Source organism: Pseudomonas sp. PSB18 (assembly GCF_014596565.1).
GTDB lineage: Bacteria > Pseudomonadota > Gammaproteobacteria > Pseudomonadales > Pseudomonadaceae > Aquipseudomonas.
This window is the reverse complement of the sequence record NZ_NOIN01000006.1, coordinates 336,268-351,854: the sequence shown is the minus strand read 5'-3', so window position 1 is coordinate 351,854 and position 15,587 is coordinate 336,268. Positions and strand designations below refer to the sequence as shown.

Here is a 15,587-nt window from a genome sequence, read left to right as displayed (position 1 = left end):
GAAGGGCTCACCGAAAGGTGGGCCTTTTTTTGTTGGCTGCGATTTGCAAAACGATCCCATCCGATGGCTCCATCGACGCGACAATCTCAAAAACTCTCCCCTTCTTCCTGATGCATAGACAAAATGGTCGGGCCGTAATAGCGTTATGCCTTATTTCTTCAGGTGTGAGTGAGTATAGGGATATGCGCGGGATCATTATGTTGGTTGGTATGGCGGCTTCATTTTCGGCAGTGGCATACGCAGATACCGATGTAAAAAAGGAGATCATCGATCGATGCAAGTCACAGATGGGGACGTATGGGGCTGCAATGGTGAAGGCTTGCGTTGACCAGGATCTGGATGCTTTAGCTGCCGTCAATAAAATTCCTGAAAAGTACAAGCCGACGGTAGCGCGCTGCATGAAGCAAATGCGCACATACGGATTCGCGATGGTTAAAGCCTGTGCTGATCAGGATATTGAGGCGGAAAAAGCCCTTAGTGAATATTGAGCAATGATTCCCGGGTAAACCCGCTTCAGGAGCACAGTATCGTCAGCCTCATAGACAGAGGGTTTTCATTAAGATGCTGTCTGCATTCAGACTTTTGGTGGGTATTGGGAAGCATACCCTCGTTTGCAGATGCGCTTGATGGGTATGGATGCAGTGATGGCTGCCCAGAGCATCGGGTGGCGTATGATTGGAAAAAATGGAATTGACGATGAGGACTCCTGTGACAGGGTATTCTCATTATTCAACGAGGTTGCCAGTTATTCGTTGAATTTGGCATTGGGATTATTTGGCGAGAGGCAGGTATGCGGGCAATGGGTGTTCTACGAGTTGTCGGGATGGGGATGTTGTTTGCTATCGCTGCTGGTTGCAAGTCTTACACAGAGCAGGCGGCTGAAGGGCTCCCGAACGCTAAGACCGCTGGAATCCGCGCTATTGAAAAAACGCTCACAATTGCCACTGTGGACGGGAAAGATACTTTGTACGCGCTTTACACGCAGAGGACGGCGTATCGGTTGACTGCTGGAGCCCATCGCCTGGAAGTTAAGAAGTGGACCGGCACACGGGCGACTCGATCTATATCTAGGGACGTCGTATTGGTCGCAGGGCATGAGTACGGTATGAAGCAGATTCCGAGTGATGACTGGTGGGATTTCCAAATTGAAGATATGGCAACTGGTGAGCGCGTTGACACCCCGATGAACTCCAAGTAGACAATATGCGTAGGGGATCCTGCTCATTGATGCAGTAAAAAAGAAAAATTTTTACTGCATTGGATTTTTCTATAAGAGGCGGCGCCAAGTAAACAGAGTGCGATCAAGAGTTGCTAACTAATTACGGGAAATAAATCTGTCCCCTTTTTGGTCGAATCAACCTATCATCGTGCGATGGGGCGGGTAGGGAGGCTACTTGCGTGCGGTCATCCAGACGGTGCGATGTTAAAGGAGCGCCTCAATTTGGTTATGCGGTCCTACCAAGCGCCACTTTTGGAACGATACCAGCAGGCAATAGTAGCAAACTCGAACACAGAGACGCGTTCGCTAGCTGCCCCCCCCCATTCTTGAGTACTCATCGGAGCAAGACGGTCCTTTACCTTGGCAGTAAAGAGGCCGGTACTGCAACTCGTTAACTTATGGATCGGTACTTCACACCATTCCCGAAAATGGGGGACAGACCACAATTAATTCGAACCGATTTCAGGTGTATCTAGAATCGTGGTCTGTCCCGGTATTCCCTTGTCCCCGATATTCCTATAGCGGCGACCTAGAGGGATGTAAGTGGTGGCGTAGACTGGCTCAACGAAACTGGTCAAACTTCTTTTTTTTTGCATGGAAAAATCTCTTTGAAAAAAAATCAAATTCTTGGAGGAGTGAAGCTTGCGAGTGTGTGGGCCATTTGGGCCTTTCTCGCTGTAGGTGCCGTAGGCTGGGCCCTGTTTACTCTTCTGGAGGCCTTTGGTGTATTGAAAGACGGGGCGGCTTGGGTTCAGGCTATCGGCTCAATAATGGCCATACTTATTGCTATTTGGGTGCCAGCATATCAACACGATAAGCAGCAAAAGGCTGAAGAGGATAAGCGTCGAGCTTATATTCGAGTCTTCATCAAGCGAGTGGACTTTGATTTTGGGATGCTTAGAGACAACAAGGATAAGCATGAGCTTTGCAAACAGCTCGCAGTCTCGTTGGCTGCAGATATTCAAGAGTTTTTGAAAACTGATATCGATCTTCTTCGAGCTGAAGCGTGCTTGGAATTGTTATGGGCTTTTCAGGCAATGGCTTGGGAAGCCAATTTCAATACTCCAGAGATGGAAAACTTCCCTGCAGTCATTCAGTTGATTGAGAATAGTTTCGATAGACTGAAGCGCATAGCCCAATCATATCCCATCGTCACGACATCGATACCGGGTGCAACCTGACGGCACGCTTGCTTGACCCTATACCGGATGACTGCGATGGAAGCGGCTATGGGTAGTTCTTGCTGAGGCGCAGGGCAATGGCTTCGAGCTTTCGGCCATGGCCCACATTTCGTTGTTGTCGCGGCGGAAGACCACTGGCGCGCGGTGCACATTGGGAAAATGGGAGGGAAATGGGGGAAAGACCACAATTAATCCGAGCTGATTTCAGGTGTATCTAGAATGGTGGTCTGTCCCGGTGTTCCAAGTCGGTAGCCAGCGCTGCGCGATTTGGTCTTGTAGCAATCCTTCATGCCGTAAAGTACATCACCTGACACTCGCGGCCCGGCCTGCCGTTCCTAGAGCTTTCGCAAGAACTGGAGGCGGAGGGTGTCGTCGAGTTTTCGCAGTTCTTTCAGAGCTTTCGGACCCCACTCGACTCCGTATTCAACGGCCATGGGCGATATCTGCCTCGGCCTCGCCAATAAGATCGTCGAGAGATATGCGAACAGGTGCTTCATTGGCATCGATCCGTGCCTTGACCAAGTGTACGAATTCCAATTCGTCTAGGCGCTCGACCATCGCCTCGTAGACATCGGCCGGGACTATGTAACCCACAACTCGGTTGTGGTTCAGTGCGGCCACGGGCAAGCCGTTGGCACCGTTTAAGACGGAGGAGGGATTTTTCTTGAGCTCGGATACGCTGACGGCCACATCGGCCAGTATGTTCTGCATAGATCAGACTCCTATATAGGTCTTTATTCTGGTCATTTTGTGGTGGGTGACAAGTGCTCTGGCTCGCGATTCCCAGCTCCTCTTCGAAACCGCCGATTACCGCATTCGCACCGTTACCCAGGTTCTGGAAAATATTGCGTTTCGCTCGGATATCAGTTCGGACACTGTGGTACTGGCCGACTTTTGCAAACTCCTGACGACGTCGCTACGCGATGGGTGTGACGTGATGGATGTGATTGGTAGGCGGTTGCGGGCGCAGGCGGCTGGTTAGAAGAATGGGCGACTTGTGAGTCGCCCATTTCATGAGGCTTGGGTCGGTTGAATAACGGTCCTGTCTGATAGTCGTAGCCCGCCGGCCTTTGCAGTAGAGCTTTTTAGCCGCCAGCCAAAGGCCAACCAACCCGCGCCGCACGCAGAAGACTGGCCTTAACAACCAATCGGTGAAACGGAGCAATCACCAAGATGTACGCCCGGCCCAGACGATTGTGACACTGCACCACGGTCGAAAAAACCAGCTGGCGACTGCCTTCCGGTTCTGCCTCTTCAGCACATAGGATCGATATCCGGAAGTCGAGGTGCTTGTCGTCCTCTCCCAGTACGATTTCAGTCTGGTTCGTGCTGTAGACCTTGAAGATTCCAACCCGATTGGCAAGGGTTGCCAACTGTTTGGCTGTCTTGAGACCAAAACAGGCAACGATAGTGTCTCGGACTTTCATGAGCCCGCCGATCCAGGAGGGCTGGTGGGAAAGGATGAATCGAGCCAGTAAATCCGGATTGCTGGATGTGCCCGCAGGAAGCCGAATCGCAAAAGCGTCCGCCAGGTTCATCGTCTTGTAAAGGTGGGTGATGCCGGACCTGACGGGGACTGGCACGGACGTAATGAGCTCAAATTCTCGGCGCATCGGGGGATCTTCCTGAGTGCTGACACGAATTAATTGGATGTTGTTGAGGCGCCCATTTTTCCCTGACAAATGCTGAGCCCAATCAAGGCATCATAGAGCGCTTGCTGCCCGGTTGGCAGAACAGGAAGCAACGTCGCACGGCGTTTGTCGACATCGAACCAGGATTCCACCAACCATCCCACCAGATAGAGTGCAGACAGGCATCCGCCAGCGGTGGCAACGTTCCCCTGGCATACAAGAGGCTGGTCCATGGACTCAAGTCCCAGGGCTTGCAGTTCCGATCGTGCATCCGGGTGTGTAGTCGCTTGGCCGTTAAGCAACCCAAGTCGTTCGAGAATGAAAGCGCCGGCGCATATGGAGCCGATTCGCTGGCGTCTGGCGTCAAGTTCAAATGACGGTAGGAAGTCTGGGGCGGCAAGTGCGGCGGGAATACCTTCCTTGCCGCTGACGAACAATACCGCGTCGGCACTGTTGGCTTCGGAAAGCGGACCGTGTACCGAAACAGGCAGGCCATGTGCCGATCGCACAACAGGGCTGGAGCCCACTATTCGGACGTGCCAGTCCTCAGTGTTACGGCCTAGAATGTCCCACATCAGGAACAGATCGATATCAGTGAATTGGTCGAAAGCAACCAGAACGATTTTCTTCAAGGCGAGCTCCATGACAAGTGCTGGTGTTCGCAACGTATCAATCGGTTGCCCACCCTACACAGTCTGTATGGTGCCAAACAGGGAGCGAAATAACGGGTGAAAAAACTAACGCGTAACCATTGGATCGCCGCTGGTTTTGAGGCCCTCGACCAGATAGGGCACCTGGGCGTTTCGGCCGAGAGTCTATCGCGCCGATTGAATGTGACCCGTGGATCGTTCTATCACCATTTCCGCAATCGCGAAGACTTTGTCCGCACTTTGCTGGCCGCTTGGGAAGAAGATTACACGGAGCGCATGCTCGCTTATGCGGCGCAGGGGCGTAGCGCGGGCGAGACCTTGAAACGCTACTTGAGTATTGCCGCTGAGAAACAACCTGGACGGGAAGTTTCCATCCGAGCCTGGTCGCTGCACGATCCGTTGGTAGGCGAGTTTCAGCAGCGTGTCGACACAAGACGACTGGACTTCGCGATACGGACCTGCCGCCGCTTGGTCCAGAGGCCAGGCGAAGCAGAAGTGATGGGGCAGATGGCCCATTTATGCCTGATTGGCGGTCAGCAGGCAGGGCTGCGGCGTGATGCCGCTCGCTTCAATCGTTTCATGCATCGTGCCTTTTCACTTTTCGAAGGGGCTCTTGCACCGTGGCGGGCTAAGTTGTGACCTGACACCTCCCGGCATAGACGCTATGGGCAGGCAACAGACTGTCGAGACTGGTGCTTGGTCCATAGGAGACGACCATTGATTCTTCCTTCAGACCATGACTCGGTCACCAGAGAGCAATGGCCGCTCAGGTTCTCGACAAATGTCCTTGGATAGCCTTCAGGCTCATCTCCACCAAGACGCATCCAGTTTGGATCTGTCGAGGCCAGGGATCTGTAAGGGGTGCAGGCGGCCAATGTAACCAGAGAGAGTGCCAAAACCAGCTTTTTCATAAAGTCCTGATCAATCTGCAACATGGCTGATCACCGTCTATTTCCTCGTCCGTGAAGGCGGTCGATAAGGGTGCGGGCAGAAACTGGGCGTGTAGATAGACAGGGCCCTTTTCCAATGCGAGCTACGGCGAGGCGTTGCTGCAAATGACGCTATACGACCCACCGCAATCGGCGGAAACCAGACCGCTGGGGGCAGGGCACCGCTTGAATTCACATGTAATCGGACCGTCTCATACTTGTGATCTGTCTGCTTGTTCCTGGATTTCGCAGCCCACAAGACCAGTGTCGCGACTGACAAAGGGGCAGCGCTCGATCTGAGTTCATGATCTCTTTCTGCTCCATTGCACTGCCACCCAGGTGATGCTCGCTTCCTGCGGGCCCGACCTTCGAAGAAGGCACGGAAGCGGCGAAAAGGGTTCAAATCGGACCAGGCCATATCCAAGCGTGCCTGCACCATCTCATTTTTGGCCTCGACGATCTGCCCTGCCAAACTGAGCGCCCTTCTTTTGAACTCCCTGTGGAGCGCCTGCTCCTCGGTCTCGTTTCCCAGTGGCGCAACTTTCATCTCGGCGAATGTGAAAAGCGTTTTGTCGCTGAGCACATAAAACGTGCCGCGACATTTTTGTATATCCCCTTGAAAGATAAAATCGACCGAAATGAACGCACGTTCGTCAATGTCGACGTAGTACAGCGGCTCACCCAAGTAGTTTCGAACTTTTCCGTCCTGGTGAATCCGACCCAAGGGTGCCCCATCGCTGCCATGGCCTTTGAAGACCAGATAGCGGCCGTTCGTGTAGTTGTACGGCATTAACGTTCCTTATTCCGGCCTGACATTGGAACCCCTGGTTTTGCCCATTCGCTGCACCCATCCATGACCCTTGCCCGCAACGCTATCAGGTCAGGACTGACCATGCTCGGTTTCTTCTGGCGGCTGCTGGCACGCTCGAGATAAAGGCTTTGAAGATGATGGGGCTAAATCCTGTAAGACTCCCGAGGATCAGTCGTGTTGACGCGAGTGGCTAGCCAATAACCTGTACATGATTTATATTTTTGTACAGGTTTTGTAATAGGATGTAGGAAAGTGACCCCCCTCGAAAAGCTGATTTCATGGCATGAAAGTTGGGCGCTGCGCAATCAGATCGTGAAATGCAAAAGCTGTGGCGCCGAGCAGTCCGAGAACGATAAGGAGCTGGCGTTCATTCATGAGCCGAGCTGTCTGAATGCGAGATTCGCCACCCAACCCTGGCAGGCGTTGGACGAGGTGAGAGAGGCTTATTGGGTTCCGCCGGAAACCTCGTCAGTGGATTAGAGCGGGGAGTACAGCGGTGAATCAGGGGGGGAGATGAGCGTCGTGGTTCTGTCCCTGCTTCATAATGCCCCCGGCTCGTAGTGGCAAAGTAATGATGCTAAATTCTGCGCGTTCAACGTGTGCGCTCATCTGGCCCCGCGGGAATACCTGACCTCTCTCAACCATTCTGTGGATATGGACATCAATGAACAAAACCAAACTCTCGGTTGCGCTGTCCTGCGCTGTTGCCGTCTTGATGTTGAGCGGATGCGCTGCTTCTGTGAAAAGCGGCGGAACTGAAGCATTGGTTATCCAGGAGACAGCCAAGCAGAACCTGGTCGTCAACTTCCAGGGAAACAGCAAGGTTGAACAAAACGAGGACTGGTCTCGCTTGAAGCAAGAGTGGAATGACGCTCTGCAAGTGGAGGCGACTCGCGCGGGCTACCGCCTTTCTGAAGCCCAGCCAACAAGCCTCGACGGCAAAGACGGTGTCGGCATCAAGATCAACGTGACCAACTTCCGTTACCTGACCCCAGGCGCACGCTACGGAGCCGGCGTCATGGTAGGCAATGCGTGGGTCAACTCCCGCGCAGATTACTCGGACTTGAAATCAGGTCGCCTGATCGGCACCCGGACCTATGACACGTCGTCATCTGCTTGGGAAGGTGTCATGTCGGCCATGACCCAAAAGCAGGTTCAGGCTATTTCTCAGCAAATCATCAGTGACATCAAGAGCGCGAAAGCCAAGTAAGACGATCATGGCTTACCGTGTCGACAGCTGGACCGGGCGTCGATCTCATGCCTTTTGCTGAAGCTTTTGGAAAATGGATAGAAAACATGCCCTGAGGAAGGGTTGATCAATGTCAAAGAAACATCAGGAAAGCAAAGCAGTGACCGCTGCTGACATTGAGCGCTCTATCCAGGCCCTGAACAAAATGGCCGAGCGCCTCTGGGGCGATGGTCGGGAAGCTGAGGCGAAAGCGCTGCTCGACGCCTTGGATGCGTTAAATAGAGCACTCGACCGGATCAGGATTGGTGAAAGCCGCAGGGTTCTTCATTGACGAGAAGAGCAGGCCGTAACGCTTGATGCCAGTCAATTAAGCCACAAACCTGTGGGAGCAAAGCTTGCTCCGGGCGGCGATCCGACGATTGCGCTAAGTCAGTCAGCAGCAATGTTGACTGGTCTGTCGTTATCGCGAGCAAGCTTTGCTCCCACAGGTTTTGCGCCGTTTGATCCTTAACTCTCATTTCTGAATTTCTGATAGAGGCGAAACCCGCTCGATAGCGGACTGTGCTTGTCAGTTCTTGCAGGCCACCTGCGGAGGCGCAGCAGGCGTCAGCTTTTTGGGAATGACAATTGAAGTGCCAGGGAAAGAGGCGAGTTCGAAAACCCCGAGGATGCACATAAGCGTTTGCCCGCCATCTTTGTTGGGGCTGTTAGCCACGCCTGCCAAAGCTTCATAGTCTTTCCCTGGTTCCAGCTTGTAAACCAGTGCCTGGCCACCGCAGGACGAGTAAGTGCTGCCATAGCCGCCAATGGTCGCGCCGAGGGTTGCAATCTGGAAGGGCAGATCAGCCCTGACGCGATACTCGGTCACGACTTCTTTGTACGCCCCTTCGGCCATCCGAATGGCAGGGATGTACTCGATAAGAGTGGGCATAACCCGTTGCGGCATGCCAATGTTCGCGGTCTTCAGAGGGTACTGCGGATAGTTGATGCTCGCCGTCCCGTCCTGCCCGAAACGTCCGGCTTCAGCCATCTTGTGACGGGTAGCAGGAGCACAACTGCCAATGATGCTGTCTCCATAAACGCTGGAGTTCGTGATAACTCGAACACGGGCCAAGCTTTCTGATGGAGCAGGTTCTTCGTAGGGAACTGAAGGTATTCCAGAGCAACCGGCAAGTGCTCCAGCAAAAAAAATGACGAAAGTAACAACCCGCATGACCATGTCCTTATGTGCTCGATAACTCAAAAAAAAACCGACACGATGGCCGGGATTTTCGTGCACTCCTATACGCGCAGGAGTGGCGGGATGGATGGTGGCTCATTGGCTCGCTGGGGACAAGCAGCTTTTGTCTCAACCAATCCCTTCGCGTCCAACAATGCACAGGTCGTGATCAGGTGGGGCTCGTTCGCTGTAGCACGTCCCCGTCGTAGCTCACCTTGGGAATACTTCATATCTATCTATACTCAGCGTTTCTGCCCGGATATTCATCGGGCGCCTTACGGACGAGGAGAATAGACATGGCTTCCAGCAGCACACTCGCTCCAAATGATGAAAGCGGAATTGTCAGCGCTCTCAACGGCGTCGTCACGAAGACCGATGTGATTGCGACTGCGATAAGGACTGGCAAACACATCAATGTGAAGCTGGTCCGAGGGGGGAGTGCCGCAGGTTGCGAGGCTGCGGTCACTACCAAGAGCGCGGGAGGGGAACCGGCCAATGCGGCGTGTGGGGCACCGACCGTGCAACAAATGATCAGTCAGGTGGGTGGCTCTCAGCCAGGGATACCCCAGGTGAAATTGCCGGAGTTCACTTCTGTTGCGGCTAACTCCGCAAAATGGGCGCGGCGCGGTGGGTGGCTCTTGGTGGAAATCAATACGAGTTATCTCATCGCTGGAGATGCTGGAGAAAGCGGTTGGGTATGCCTGAAGAATGCACCTCTGGTTTCTGCGATTTATATTCCCCATCCTACAGCTGTGTCTGCGCCTGGAGGAAAAGCACTCCCTAATGCTGACTGATGCTCCTTCAATAGAAAACGCTGTCGTTTTAGATGAACAAGCATGAGCGCCCAATGTTCAGCCCCTGGTCTGCTCCACCAACCACCCACTGAAAACCCGCACCGCCGCTTGCCGCTCCCGCCCCGGCACGCACACCACGCTATACCGTGCCCCCGGCAGACGCACCTCAGGGCGATAGCCGACCAATTGCCCCCGTGCAACCGCTTCGGCAACCAGCACATTACTGGCCAGCACCAAGCCATGGCCGGCGATGGCGGCCTGCAGCGCATGTTGTTCCTCGTCATAACGCCGGAAGCGCGCCTGATCCAGCCAGTTCAGGGTACCTGCCGCGGTGCACCAGGCAGGCCAGTCGACCGCGACGCTTGAGTGGCTCAACCATGGTACGTCGATCAGCTCGACAGGTGAGTTCTCTACGGGCGGTTGCCAGTCGGGGCGGCAATAGACGCCGAAGTACTCATCCAATAAAGGCTGTTCGAGCAGTTGTGGGTCGGAGGTGAACAAGGCGCGGATCGCCAGGTCGATGCTTGCGTCACGCTGGAGGTCCACTACGTCGTTGCAGCTGTGCAGGCTGACGTCGATATCCGGGTACAACCGATGAAAATCCCCGAGCCGGGGTATCAGCCAAAGGCTTGCGAACGCCGGCGTGGTGCTCACCACCAGGGACTGCGCGGCGCAAGGTGGCGACAGCATCTGCAGGCCGTGTTGGATATCCAGCAGGGCCCGGTGGATGTGCGGCTGAAGGCGCTCGCCGTCGGCGCTCAGGCGTACGTTCTGGCTGGAGCGTTCGAACAGTTGCACGCCAAGAAAGGCTTCAAGGCTTTTGACCTGATGGGAGATCGCCGCCGGGCTGATGTTCAGTTCCTGGGCCGCTGCCTTGAAGCTGCCTAGCCTTGCGGCAGACTCGAAGCCGCGCAGGGCGGTGAGGGGCAGTTTGGCGAACATGGGAGAGTGGGTTACTCAGGTTGAGCGTGGCTCAATTTAGCTCAATTGTGCGTGGGCGCTCAACTCGCCAGGCTGTGGTCTCCTCATCCCCATCCGAGAGAGCAACGATGCAAGGCACCCCCCGCAAGATTCTCCAGGCGATCCTCTACGAGGCTGGCGGCGTGCTGTTCGTGGCACCGGCCCTGGCGCTCACCTACGATCAAGGTCTGGTCTATTCGACCCAGCTGTCACTGGTGATTTCTGCCGTGGCGCTGGCCTGGAACATGCTGTTCAACGGCCTGTTCGAATGGTGGGAGCGCCGCCAGTACCATCGCCATCGCAGTTGGCGACGACGCTTGCTTCACTCCCTGGGATTCGAGGGGGGATTGACGCTGATTCTGACTCCCGTGATTGGCGCGTGGCTGAGTATCAGCCTTTGGCTGGCATTGATCACCAACCTGGGGCTGTTTGTGTTTTTCTTTTTCTATTCACTGGTTTTTCAATGGGTGTTTGATCGCGTGTTCGATGTACCGCTTTCGGCCCAGCCCGATCAGGATACGGCGTCCAGTGCCAATGCTCCCTGAGCCTGAATGGACCCCTGGCCGACGGTCATACCACCTCGGACTCACCTGTCATGAGCGCTGAAGACATCGTGGCTCATCACAATGCGACGCTGGATGGGCCGTTCTGCCAACTGGTTCCGGCAGAGGCGTGGGACTTCCAGTAGCGTGGCGGGCATTACCGGAGAGGTGGACGGACCGCATTCAATCCGTACCTCTTCCGTTCCTCCGGTAACTTGGGCTTGTTGCCCGACACCCGTCGTAATTTTGGAGTGTTCCATATGAAGTTTTTTCTGGGCGCGATCACCGTCATGCTCCTGGCCGGATGTTCGACGCTTGCCGAAACCTTTGATGATCACCCGCGTTGTGGTGCTCATCCCTATTGCGGATCTTCCACGGATATCGAGGTGATCAAGGGGGCCACTGAGGAAAATGCTGGCGTGCTCCGTGTGTTGTTGCCGGTGGCGCTCACTGACCTGCCGTTCAGCCTGGTTGCCGATACATTGTTCCTACCGTATACCGCGTTCAATACCGAACCTGCCCATAAGTAGCCGGATTGCCCTGGGGTTGCTGTGCGGCCCAGCGGGAGCGAGTTCTCTCGCATAAATGAGTCCGGTGTCTTGATCCTTTGCAATTTATCGATGTTCTGTTCGTGCATTAGCATTCCCTCACCAAAATCCAGGAAGCATGGCTGTGAGAAACAGGTTTATAGCGGGTGCGTTTTTTCTGCTGATGGCCATGACTGTTCAATCTGCCTACAGCAGTGGGGGAGACGAGTCCGAAGAAAACGCGTCGTTGCTCTGCAAGATGCTGGATGGCATGGATGCCTTGACCCAGGCTTCCGAGTTCTCGGCCGAGCATCGTACGGTCAATATCGTCATAGACGGGTCGTCAGAAGACGCCAACAAACTCTGCCCGGAGATCCTCGCCCTCGTCGAGCAGAACGAGTTGGTCTTTGCCCAAGGCTGGGCTGTGGAAATCATCTCTTCCAGCCCGGACGATGGCGTCATTGGTACTTGTCCGTTGTTGTGAGGGGCGTCGCGTAAAAGTTGTATGCGCTTCCTGTTTATGATTTAAAGGAGCGGCTCAAGTCGAGCATTGCGTAGCATCATAGAAACCGCGCCTGGAAGGCGCCGACCGAGAGAGGCGGATTGTCTCCAGGTATCTCAAAAGGGATTTTAGCTATGAATCTGTCTCTTCAGGACATCGCACCTGGCCAAGTCGACGCGCTTAAAAAACAGTCTCAAGCGGCTTATGACGTAGAAGTCAAACGGCTGCAAGATCAGAACGAACATCCTCACTCCCTGGCTGGGGTCGGATCTCAACAGGGCATTTGTGGTTACTTCCGCTTCGAAAGTGGCGACAGCGTTGACGGGTCCCACACCGAAACGATTCAGATCACGGCTTTGTCCGCCATGATTGGCCCAGATGCGCCTCAACAGGGCATCCGGGTGCGATTTTCAGGCCAGGCGACCGGCACGGGCACCCATTTGAATACCTCCAATCTGTACCTGTTGGGTACGGCGCCTGATGCCGTGAGTCTCATCGGGGTCCAGTTGAAACTACAGCTGTCGATGAGCGCTGGCTCAATCAAGGTGTACATCTCCGATGGGACCCGCTTGCAGGCCGTGCTGGTCAATCCCCAGCAGTCTCCACCTGATTTTGACGGAGAGTTCTCCGGTAGCGGCGTCGGTACGTTCACGCAGGCGTGATGTAGTTCGGGCACAAGGCCCTGGCGCATAAACCAGGGCTTTCTTGGCAGCTGTTCCTCGCTATCCCTTCGCATCTCCGGCAAAAGCGGTCAGGTACTCAGCGGCCTTCCGATATTTTTCAACCCGCTCCAGATCGTTCTGGCTCGGGCTGTCTAGCCGTGACAAATCACTGTTTTCCGCAAGGTCCGCCAGCTTCACCCGACGCGCCAGTGGATCCCGGGCAGCCCGTTCGATGAAGGCCTGATAGGTCTCGCCTTCGCGCTTGGTAAGGGAATCGATGGCGGCCAGAATCGCCTCGCTGAAACCCTCATTGCGCAGGTCTGCGAGCGTCACGTGGGTGTCTTCGACCACGTCATGCAGCACCGCCACAATACGTTCGTCGTGATGCGACAGGCGCAACATGACTTTCAGCGGGTGCAGGATGTAAGGCGAGCCACCCTTATCGGTTTGCCCTTCATGGGCCCGCGCGGAAATCACTATGGCTTTCTCAAGCGTACTCATGCCACCTCACTCGTTCTCCAGGGATGCTCGACGCGGGGACTGATCGACCGCGCGGCAATCTTAGCGTCAGATAAGCGTCTTCGATATGAACGCGTTCACTGAGGTATGAGGCTATCGAATAGGGCCTCTTCGAATTATGTGCTTTTCGGAAGTTGTCTTCGGCTCGCATACTGGTTTCTTTTAAGCCCACCCTTGAACGAGGCGCTGTCTTGTCAAACGTTGAACCCCCTCTGCATGAGTTGAAGCGCGAGTACATCTACGACGGCTTCAGGCGGTTGATGCCGATCTCTCTGTTCGTCGTCGTATTCGGGGTCGCTTTCGGCCTGGCGGCTGCGCAAACGGGCTTGAGTGATACGTCGGCCGTGCTCATGAGCACGCTGGTTTTTGCCGGCGCTTCACAATTTGCCGCGTTGGATCTGTGGGGCGAACAGGTGCCCGTGGTGCCACTGATCATTACCGTGTTCGCCATCAACGCCCGCCATCTGTTGATGGGCGCGACGCTCTACCCGTGGCTGCGGGAGTTGCCCGTGGCCAAGCGCTACGGCGTGATGCTGGTGGTCTCGGATGCCAACTGGGCCATGGCGATGCAAGCGTTCAACGCTGGCAAGCCGGGGTTCGGGTTGTTGTTCGGGGGCGGTATTGCGCTATGGGCCGCCTGGATCCTGGGCAGTTGGCTGGGCCTGCATTTTGGCAGCGCCATCCAGAATCCCGTCAGTTTCGGGCTCGACATGGTGATGGGGTGTTTCCTGTTGGCGATGGTGGTCGGCGGCAAGAAGAACCCGCGCATGTTCATCATCTGGACCGTCGCGGCCTGCTCTTCGTTGATGGCTTACTGGTACTTACCGGCCAACAGTCATGTCGTCGTGGGGGCTTTGGCGGGAGGGCTGTTGGGCGCGTTGTGGATGGAGGAAAAACAATGAATATCGCAACGGTGGGGCATGGCACGCTGGTCATCATTCTGCTCATGGCGCTCGTGACATTGGTGACTCGCTGGGGCGGGGTTTTCGTGATGTCGTTCGTACCGATCAACTATCGGGTGCAGCAGTTCATCACCGCCATGTCGGGCTCGGTATTGGTGGCGGTGCTAGCACCGATGGCGGTCAAGGGTGATGACGGCGCACGCCTGGCGTTGCTCACCACGGCAGTTGTCATGCTGGTCCTGAAGAAACCGTTGCCGGCGATTGCGGCGGGCATACTGGCAGCGGCGTTGATGAGGCAGTTCTGATATGCAAATCGCCCGCTTGCGGGCGGGCGATAAATCAATGTCATTCAGGTCAGAAGCCCAGGGCTGCGACCTCACCGAATGAGTGTTCCGGTACGCCAGCCATGAAGTGCAGCGGCATCTGTGGTTTTGCCTCAATCGGCGTCATTTCAAGACTGCCGACTACCTGAACGTGAAACTCACTCAGCCGTATCGATTCTTCTTCCTTTGCCTTTGCCATTCTCGCGTGGTTCGCTGCGATTTCATTGAGAGTTGACACGGTACATCTCCGGTGGCTGACCAAGCGTGATTGAGTTGCCGCAGCGTCAGAATGTCGTCGTCCTGGCTGCTACGGCGTTTGCTGCAAACCCCAAGCCAGACGTGGCCGGGCAAGATCGGCCGCGTCCTGCAGGCGACGAATGGAGGTTCGCACGCCAGTGATGGTTCAACCGTGTTTCAACTGACGGTTATCAGCCTCAGCAGCGAGGTACGTGATGTGGAACTAATATCACCCTAGGCGTCCATATGTGCAGGGACATTCCCTTTTTAGTGAGAACCATCATGCTCAAGTCTCGCTCGTTGATAGCAGTGGTTACATGCTTCGCCTTGGTGGCGGGGCCTGAAATCGTCGTCGCGGATCCGGGGAACGGCAAGGGAAACGCTCAGTTCGACCAGGGGCCGGGTCACGGGCAAGGTAAAGGAGGACAAGGCAACAAGGGCGGTCAAGGCAACTATGGTAACCAGGGTGGCAAGGGCAATGCTCACGGCGGTGGCGGTGACTGGCACAACGGCCCGAGTATCGACCGGGGCGGTGTCATTGGTGTGATCGGCGGTTATCGCGACTATTGGAGCCCCGGCCCGGCACTGCCGCCGGGCATCCAGAAAAACCTTGCTCGGGGCAAGCCGATGCCGCCGGGTATCGCCAAGAAGCTGGACGGGCGCCTGTTGGGGCGGTTGCCGCACTACGATGGTTACGAGTGGCGGCAGGTGGGCACTGACCTGATTCTGGTGGCGATTGCCAGTGGCATCATTTACGAAGTGCTGAACGGTGCGTTCGATTGAGGCTTGG

Annotated in this window: 23 protein-coding genes and 2 pseudogenes; 16 read left to right on the top strand and 9 right to left on the bottom strand. The window is 55.3% G+C overall.

Annotation, left to right across the window (positions count from 1 at the left end; genetic code table 11):
- Positions 1-29 precede the first annotated feature (29 nt).
- Together CGA22_RS16875 and CGA22_RS16870 are read left to right on the top strand one after the other, a co-directional pair.
- The gene (locus tag CGA22_RS16875) at positions 30-488 is read left to right on the top strand and encodes a hypothetical protein (RefSeq protein ID WP_156996955.1); all 459 of its coding nucleotides are present in this window, start codon (positions 30-32) and stop codon (positions 486-488) included.
- 1,339 nt (positions 489-1,827) lie between these two features.
- The gene (locus CGA22_RS16870) at positions 1,828-2,400 is read left to right on the top strand and encodes a hypothetical protein (protein WP_041023734.1); all 573 of its coding nucleotides are present in this window, start codon (positions 1,828-1,830) and stop codon (positions 2,398-2,400) included.
- A gap of 423 nt (positions 2,401-2,823) precedes the next feature.
- Here CGA22_RS16870 and CGA22_RS16865 read toward each other — a convergent pair whose 3' ends face one another.
- Positions 2,824-3,111, bottom strand: coding sequence for a type II toxin-antitoxin system Phd/YefM family antitoxin (locus tag CGA22_RS16865; RefSeq protein ID WP_041023733.1), 288 nt, complete (start codon positions 3,109-3,111; stop codon positions 2,824-2,826).
- Positions 3,112-3,187: 76 nt separating this feature from the next.
- Between CGA22_RS16865 and CGA22_RS27155 the strand changes: the two are divergent.
- Positions 3,188-3,382: pseudogene (locus tag CGA22_RS27155) on the top strand (hypothetical protein); the annotation flags it as partial.
- 103 nt (positions 3,383-3,485) lie between these two features.
- On the opposite strand, the gene CGA22_RS16860 reads toward CGA22_RS27155, so the two are convergent.
- Positions 3,486-4,013 carry a DUF2867 domain-containing protein gene (locus tag CGA22_RS16860; protein ID WP_041023731.1) on the bottom strand — a complete coding sequence of 176 codons (528 nt, stop codon included), beginning with the start codon at positions 4,011-4,013 and terminating at the stop codon, positions 3,486-3,488.
- Between the two features lie 29 nt (positions 4,014-4,042).
- Positions 4,043-4,663 carry a DJ-1/PfpI family protein gene (locus tag CGA22_RS16855; RefSeq protein WP_041023767.1) on the bottom strand — a complete coding sequence of 207 codons (621 nt, stop codon included), beginning with the start codon at positions 4,661-4,663 and terminating at the stop codon, positions 4,043-4,045.
- A 96-nt stretch (positions 4,664-4,759) separates the two neighbouring features.
- Here CGA22_RS16855 and CGA22_RS16850 point away from each other — a divergent pair, with 96 nt between their 5' ends.
- The gene (locus CGA22_RS16850) at positions 4,760-5,320 is read left to right on the top strand and encodes a TetR/AcrR family transcriptional regulator (RefSeq protein WP_041023730.1); all 561 of its coding nucleotides are present in this window, start codon (positions 4,760-4,762) and stop codon (positions 5,318-5,320) included.
- Between the two features lie 23 nt (positions 5,321-5,343).
- Here CGA22_RS16850 and CGA22_RS16845 read toward each other — a convergent pair whose 3' ends face one another.
- Together CGA22_RS16845 and CGA22_RS16840 are read right to left on the bottom strand one after the other, a co-directional pair.
- A complete protein-coding gene (locus CGA22_RS16845) occupies positions 5,344-5,616 on the bottom strand; it encodes a hypothetical protein (RefSeq protein WP_223194799.1) in 273 nt (90 codons plus the stop codon).
- Between the two features lie 13 nt (positions 5,617-5,629).
- A complete protein-coding gene (locus CGA22_RS16840) occupies positions 5,630-6,400 on the bottom strand; it encodes a hypothetical protein (RefSeq protein ID WP_052435166.1) in 771 nt (256 codons plus the stop codon).
- A 273-nt stretch (positions 6,401-6,673) separates the two neighbouring features.
- Between CGA22_RS16840 and CGA22_RS16835 the strand changes: the two genes are divergently transcribed.
- From CGA22_RS16835 to CGA22_RS16825, 3 genes are all read left to right on the top strand, one after another.
- Positions 6,674-6,901, top strand: a complete 228-nt coding sequence (locus tag CGA22_RS16835) for a hypothetical protein (RefSeq protein ID WP_041023729.1) — start codon at positions 6,674-6,676, stop codon at positions 6,899-6,901.
- Positions 6,902-7,085: 184 nt separating this feature from the next.
- Positions 7,086-7,631 carry a DUF4410 domain-containing protein gene (locus tag CGA22_RS16830; protein WP_041023728.1) on the top strand — a complete coding sequence of 182 codons (546 nt, stop codon included), beginning with the start codon at positions 7,086-7,088 and terminating at the stop codon, positions 7,629-7,631.
- Between the two features lie 109 nt (positions 7,632-7,740).
- Positions 7,741-7,941 carry a hypothetical protein gene (locus tag CGA22_RS16825; protein WP_041023727.1) on the top strand — a complete coding sequence of 67 codons (201 nt, stop codon included), beginning with the start codon at positions 7,741-7,743 and terminating at the stop codon, positions 7,939-7,941.
- 237 nt (positions 7,942-8,178) lie between these two features.
- Here CGA22_RS16825 and CGA22_RS16820 read toward each other — a convergent pair whose 3' ends face one another.
- Positions 8,179-8,823: a hypothetical protein gene (locus tag CGA22_RS16820; protein WP_041023726.1), complete on the bottom strand. Its 645-nt coding sequence runs from the start codon at positions 8,821-8,823 to the stop codon at positions 8,179-8,181.
- 302 nt (positions 8,824-9,125) lie between these two features.
- Between CGA22_RS16820 and CGA22_RS16815 the strand changes: the two genes are divergently transcribed.
- Entirely contained in the window at positions 9,126-9,623 is a 498-nt protein-coding gene (locus CGA22_RS16815) for a DUF4765 family protein (protein WP_041023725.1), read from the top strand.
- Between the two features lie 57 nt (positions 9,624-9,680).
- Here the strand turns inward: CGA22_RS16815 and CGA22_RS16810 are convergent, their stop codons facing one another.
- Complete coding sequence (locus CGA22_RS16810; RefSeq protein WP_041023724.1) at positions 9,681-10,565, bottom strand: LysR substrate-binding domain-containing protein; 885 nt, start codon at positions 10,563-10,565, stop codon at positions 9,681-9,683.
- A gap of 107 nt (positions 10,566-10,672) precedes the next feature.
- Here CGA22_RS16810 and CGA22_RS16805 point away from each other — a divergent pair, with 107 nt between their 5' ends.
- The 5 genes and pseudogenes from CGA22_RS16805 (at position 10,673) to CGA22_RS16785 (ending at position 12,816) form a co-directional block, all read left to right on the top strand.
- Complete coding sequence (locus tag CGA22_RS16805) at positions 10,673-11,128, top strand: PACE efflux transporter (protein WP_041023723.1); 456 nt, start codon at positions 10,673-10,675, stop codon at positions 11,126-11,128.
- 14 nt (positions 11,129-11,142) lie between these two features.
- Positions 11,143-11,271 (top strand): annotated as a pseudogene (locus tag CGA22_RS16800) (cysteine hydrolase); the annotation flags it as partial.
- A 114-nt stretch (positions 11,272-11,385) separates the two neighbouring features.
- Positions 11,386-11,655 carry a YceK/YidQ family lipoprotein gene (locus CGA22_RS16795; RefSeq protein ID WP_041023721.1) on the top strand — a complete coding sequence of 90 codons (270 nt, stop codon included), beginning with the start codon at positions 11,386-11,388 and terminating at the stop codon, positions 11,653-11,655.
- A gap of 187 nt (positions 11,656-11,842) precedes the next feature.
- The gene (locus CGA22_RS16790) at positions 11,843-12,136 is read left to right on the top strand and encodes a hypothetical protein (protein WP_223194798.1); all 294 of its coding nucleotides are present in this window, start codon (positions 11,843-11,845) and stop codon (positions 12,134-12,136) included.
- 152 nt (positions 12,137-12,288) lie between these two features.
- Complete coding sequence (locus CGA22_RS16785) at positions 12,289-12,816, top strand: hypothetical protein (RefSeq protein WP_041023719.1); 528 nt, start codon at positions 12,289-12,291, stop codon at positions 12,814-12,816.
- Between the two features lie 60 nt (positions 12,817-12,876).
- On the opposite strand, the gene CGA22_RS16780 is transcribed toward CGA22_RS16785, so the two are convergent.
- On the bottom strand, positions 12,877-13,317 hold the full coding sequence (locus CGA22_RS16780) for an HD domain-containing protein (protein WP_041023718.1): 441 nt from the start codon (positions 13,315-13,317) through the stop codon (positions 12,877-12,879).
- Between the two features lie 209 nt (positions 13,318-13,526).
- Between CGA22_RS16780 and CGA22_RS16775 the strand changes: the two genes are divergently transcribed.
- Both CGA22_RS16775 and CGA22_RS16770 read left to right on the top strand, forming a co-directional pair.
- Complete coding sequence (locus CGA22_RS16775; RefSeq protein WP_041023717.1) at positions 13,527-14,237, top strand: AzlC family ABC transporter permease; 711 nt, start codon at positions 13,527-13,529, stop codon at positions 14,235-14,237.
- The gene (locus CGA22_RS16770) at positions 14,234-14,542 is read left to right on the top strand and encodes an AzlD family protein (protein ID WP_041023716.1); all 309 of its coding nucleotides are present in this window, start codon (positions 14,234-14,236) and stop codon (positions 14,540-14,542) included. The genes CGA22_RS16775 and CGA22_RS16770 overlap by 4 nt, the downstream gene beginning before the upstream one ends.
- A gap of 49 nt (positions 14,543-14,591) precedes the next feature.
- Here the strand turns inward: CGA22_RS16770 and CGA22_RS16765 are convergent, their stop codons facing one another.
- Positions 14,592-14,798, bottom strand: coding sequence for a hypothetical protein (locus CGA22_RS16765; RefSeq protein ID WP_041023715.1), 207 nt, complete (start codon positions 14,796-14,798; stop codon positions 14,592-14,594).
- Positions 14,799-15,079: 281 nt separating this feature from the next.
- Between CGA22_RS16765 and CGA22_RS16760 the strand changes: the two genes are divergently transcribed.
- Entirely contained in the window at positions 15,080-15,580 is a 501-nt protein-coding gene (locus CGA22_RS16760; RefSeq protein WP_041023714.1) for an anti-virulence regulator CigR family protein, read from the top strand.
- The last annotated feature ends 7 nt before the right edge of the window (positions 15,581-15,587 follow it).

Bases quoted from the DNA above. Each gene is read 5' to 3' on its own strand.
- CGA22_RS16865 (WP_041023733.1), bottom strand. From the start codon at position 3,111: ATGCAGAACATACTGGCCGATGTGGCCGTCAGCGTATCCGAGCTCAAG.
- CGA22_RS16860 (WP_041023731.1), bottom strand. From the start codon at position 4,013: ATGCGCCGAGAATTTGAGCTCATTACGTCCGTGCCAGTCCCCGTCAGG.
- CGA22_RS16845 (WP_223194799.1), bottom strand. From the start codon at position 5,616: ATGTTGCAGATTGATCAGGACTTTATGAAAAAGCTGGTTTTGGCACTC.
- CGA22_RS16840 (WP_052435166.1), bottom strand. From the start codon at position 6,400: ATGCCGTACAACTACACGAACGGCCGCTATCTGGTCTTCAAAGGCCAT.
- CGA22_RS16830 (WP_041023728.1), top strand. From the start codon at position 7,086: ATGAACAAAACCAAACTCTCGGTTGCGCTGTCCTGCGCTGTTGCCGTC.
- CGA22_RS16825 (WP_041023727.1), top strand. From the start codon at position 7,741: ATGTCAAAGAAACATCAGGAAAGCAAAGCAGTGACCGCTGCTGACATT.
- CGA22_RS16820 (WP_041023726.1), bottom strand. From the start codon at position 8,823: ATGCGGGTTGTTACTTTCGTCATTTTTTTTGCTGGAGCACTTGCCGGT.
- CGA22_RS16815 (WP_041023725.1), top strand. From the start codon at position 9,126: ATGGCTTCCAGCAGCACACTCGCTCCAAATGATGAAAGCGGAATTGTC.
- CGA22_RS16810 (WP_041023724.1), bottom strand. From the start codon at position 10,565: ATGTTCGCCAAACTGCCCCTCACCGCCCTGCGCGGCTTCGAGTCTGCC.
- CGA22_RS16805 (WP_041023723.1), top strand. From the start codon at position 10,673: ATGCAAGGCACCCCCCGCAAGATTCTCCAGGCGATCCTCTACGAGGCT.
- CGA22_RS16795 (WP_041023721.1), top strand. From the start codon at position 11,386: ATGAAGTTTTTTCTGGGCGCGATCACCGTCATGCTCCTGGCCGGATGT.
- CGA22_RS16790 (WP_223194798.1), top strand. From the start codon at position 11,843: ATGACTGTTCAATCTGCCTACAGCAGTGGGGGAGACGAGTCCGAAGAA.
- CGA22_RS16785 (WP_041023719.1), top strand. From the start codon at position 12,289: ATGAATCTGTCTCTTCAGGACATCGCACCTGGCCAAGTCGACGCGCTT.
- CGA22_RS16780 (WP_041023718.1), bottom strand. From the start codon at position 13,317: ATGAGTACGCTTGAGAAAGCCATAGTGATTTCCGCGCGGGCCCATGAA.
- CGA22_RS16770 (WP_041023716.1), top strand. From the start codon at position 14,234: ATGAATATCGCAACGGTGGGGCATGGCACGCTGGTCATCATTCTGCTC.
- CGA22_RS16760 (WP_041023714.1), top strand. From the start codon at position 15,080: ATGCTCAAGTCTCGCTCGTTGATAGCAGTGGTTACATGCTTCGCCTTG.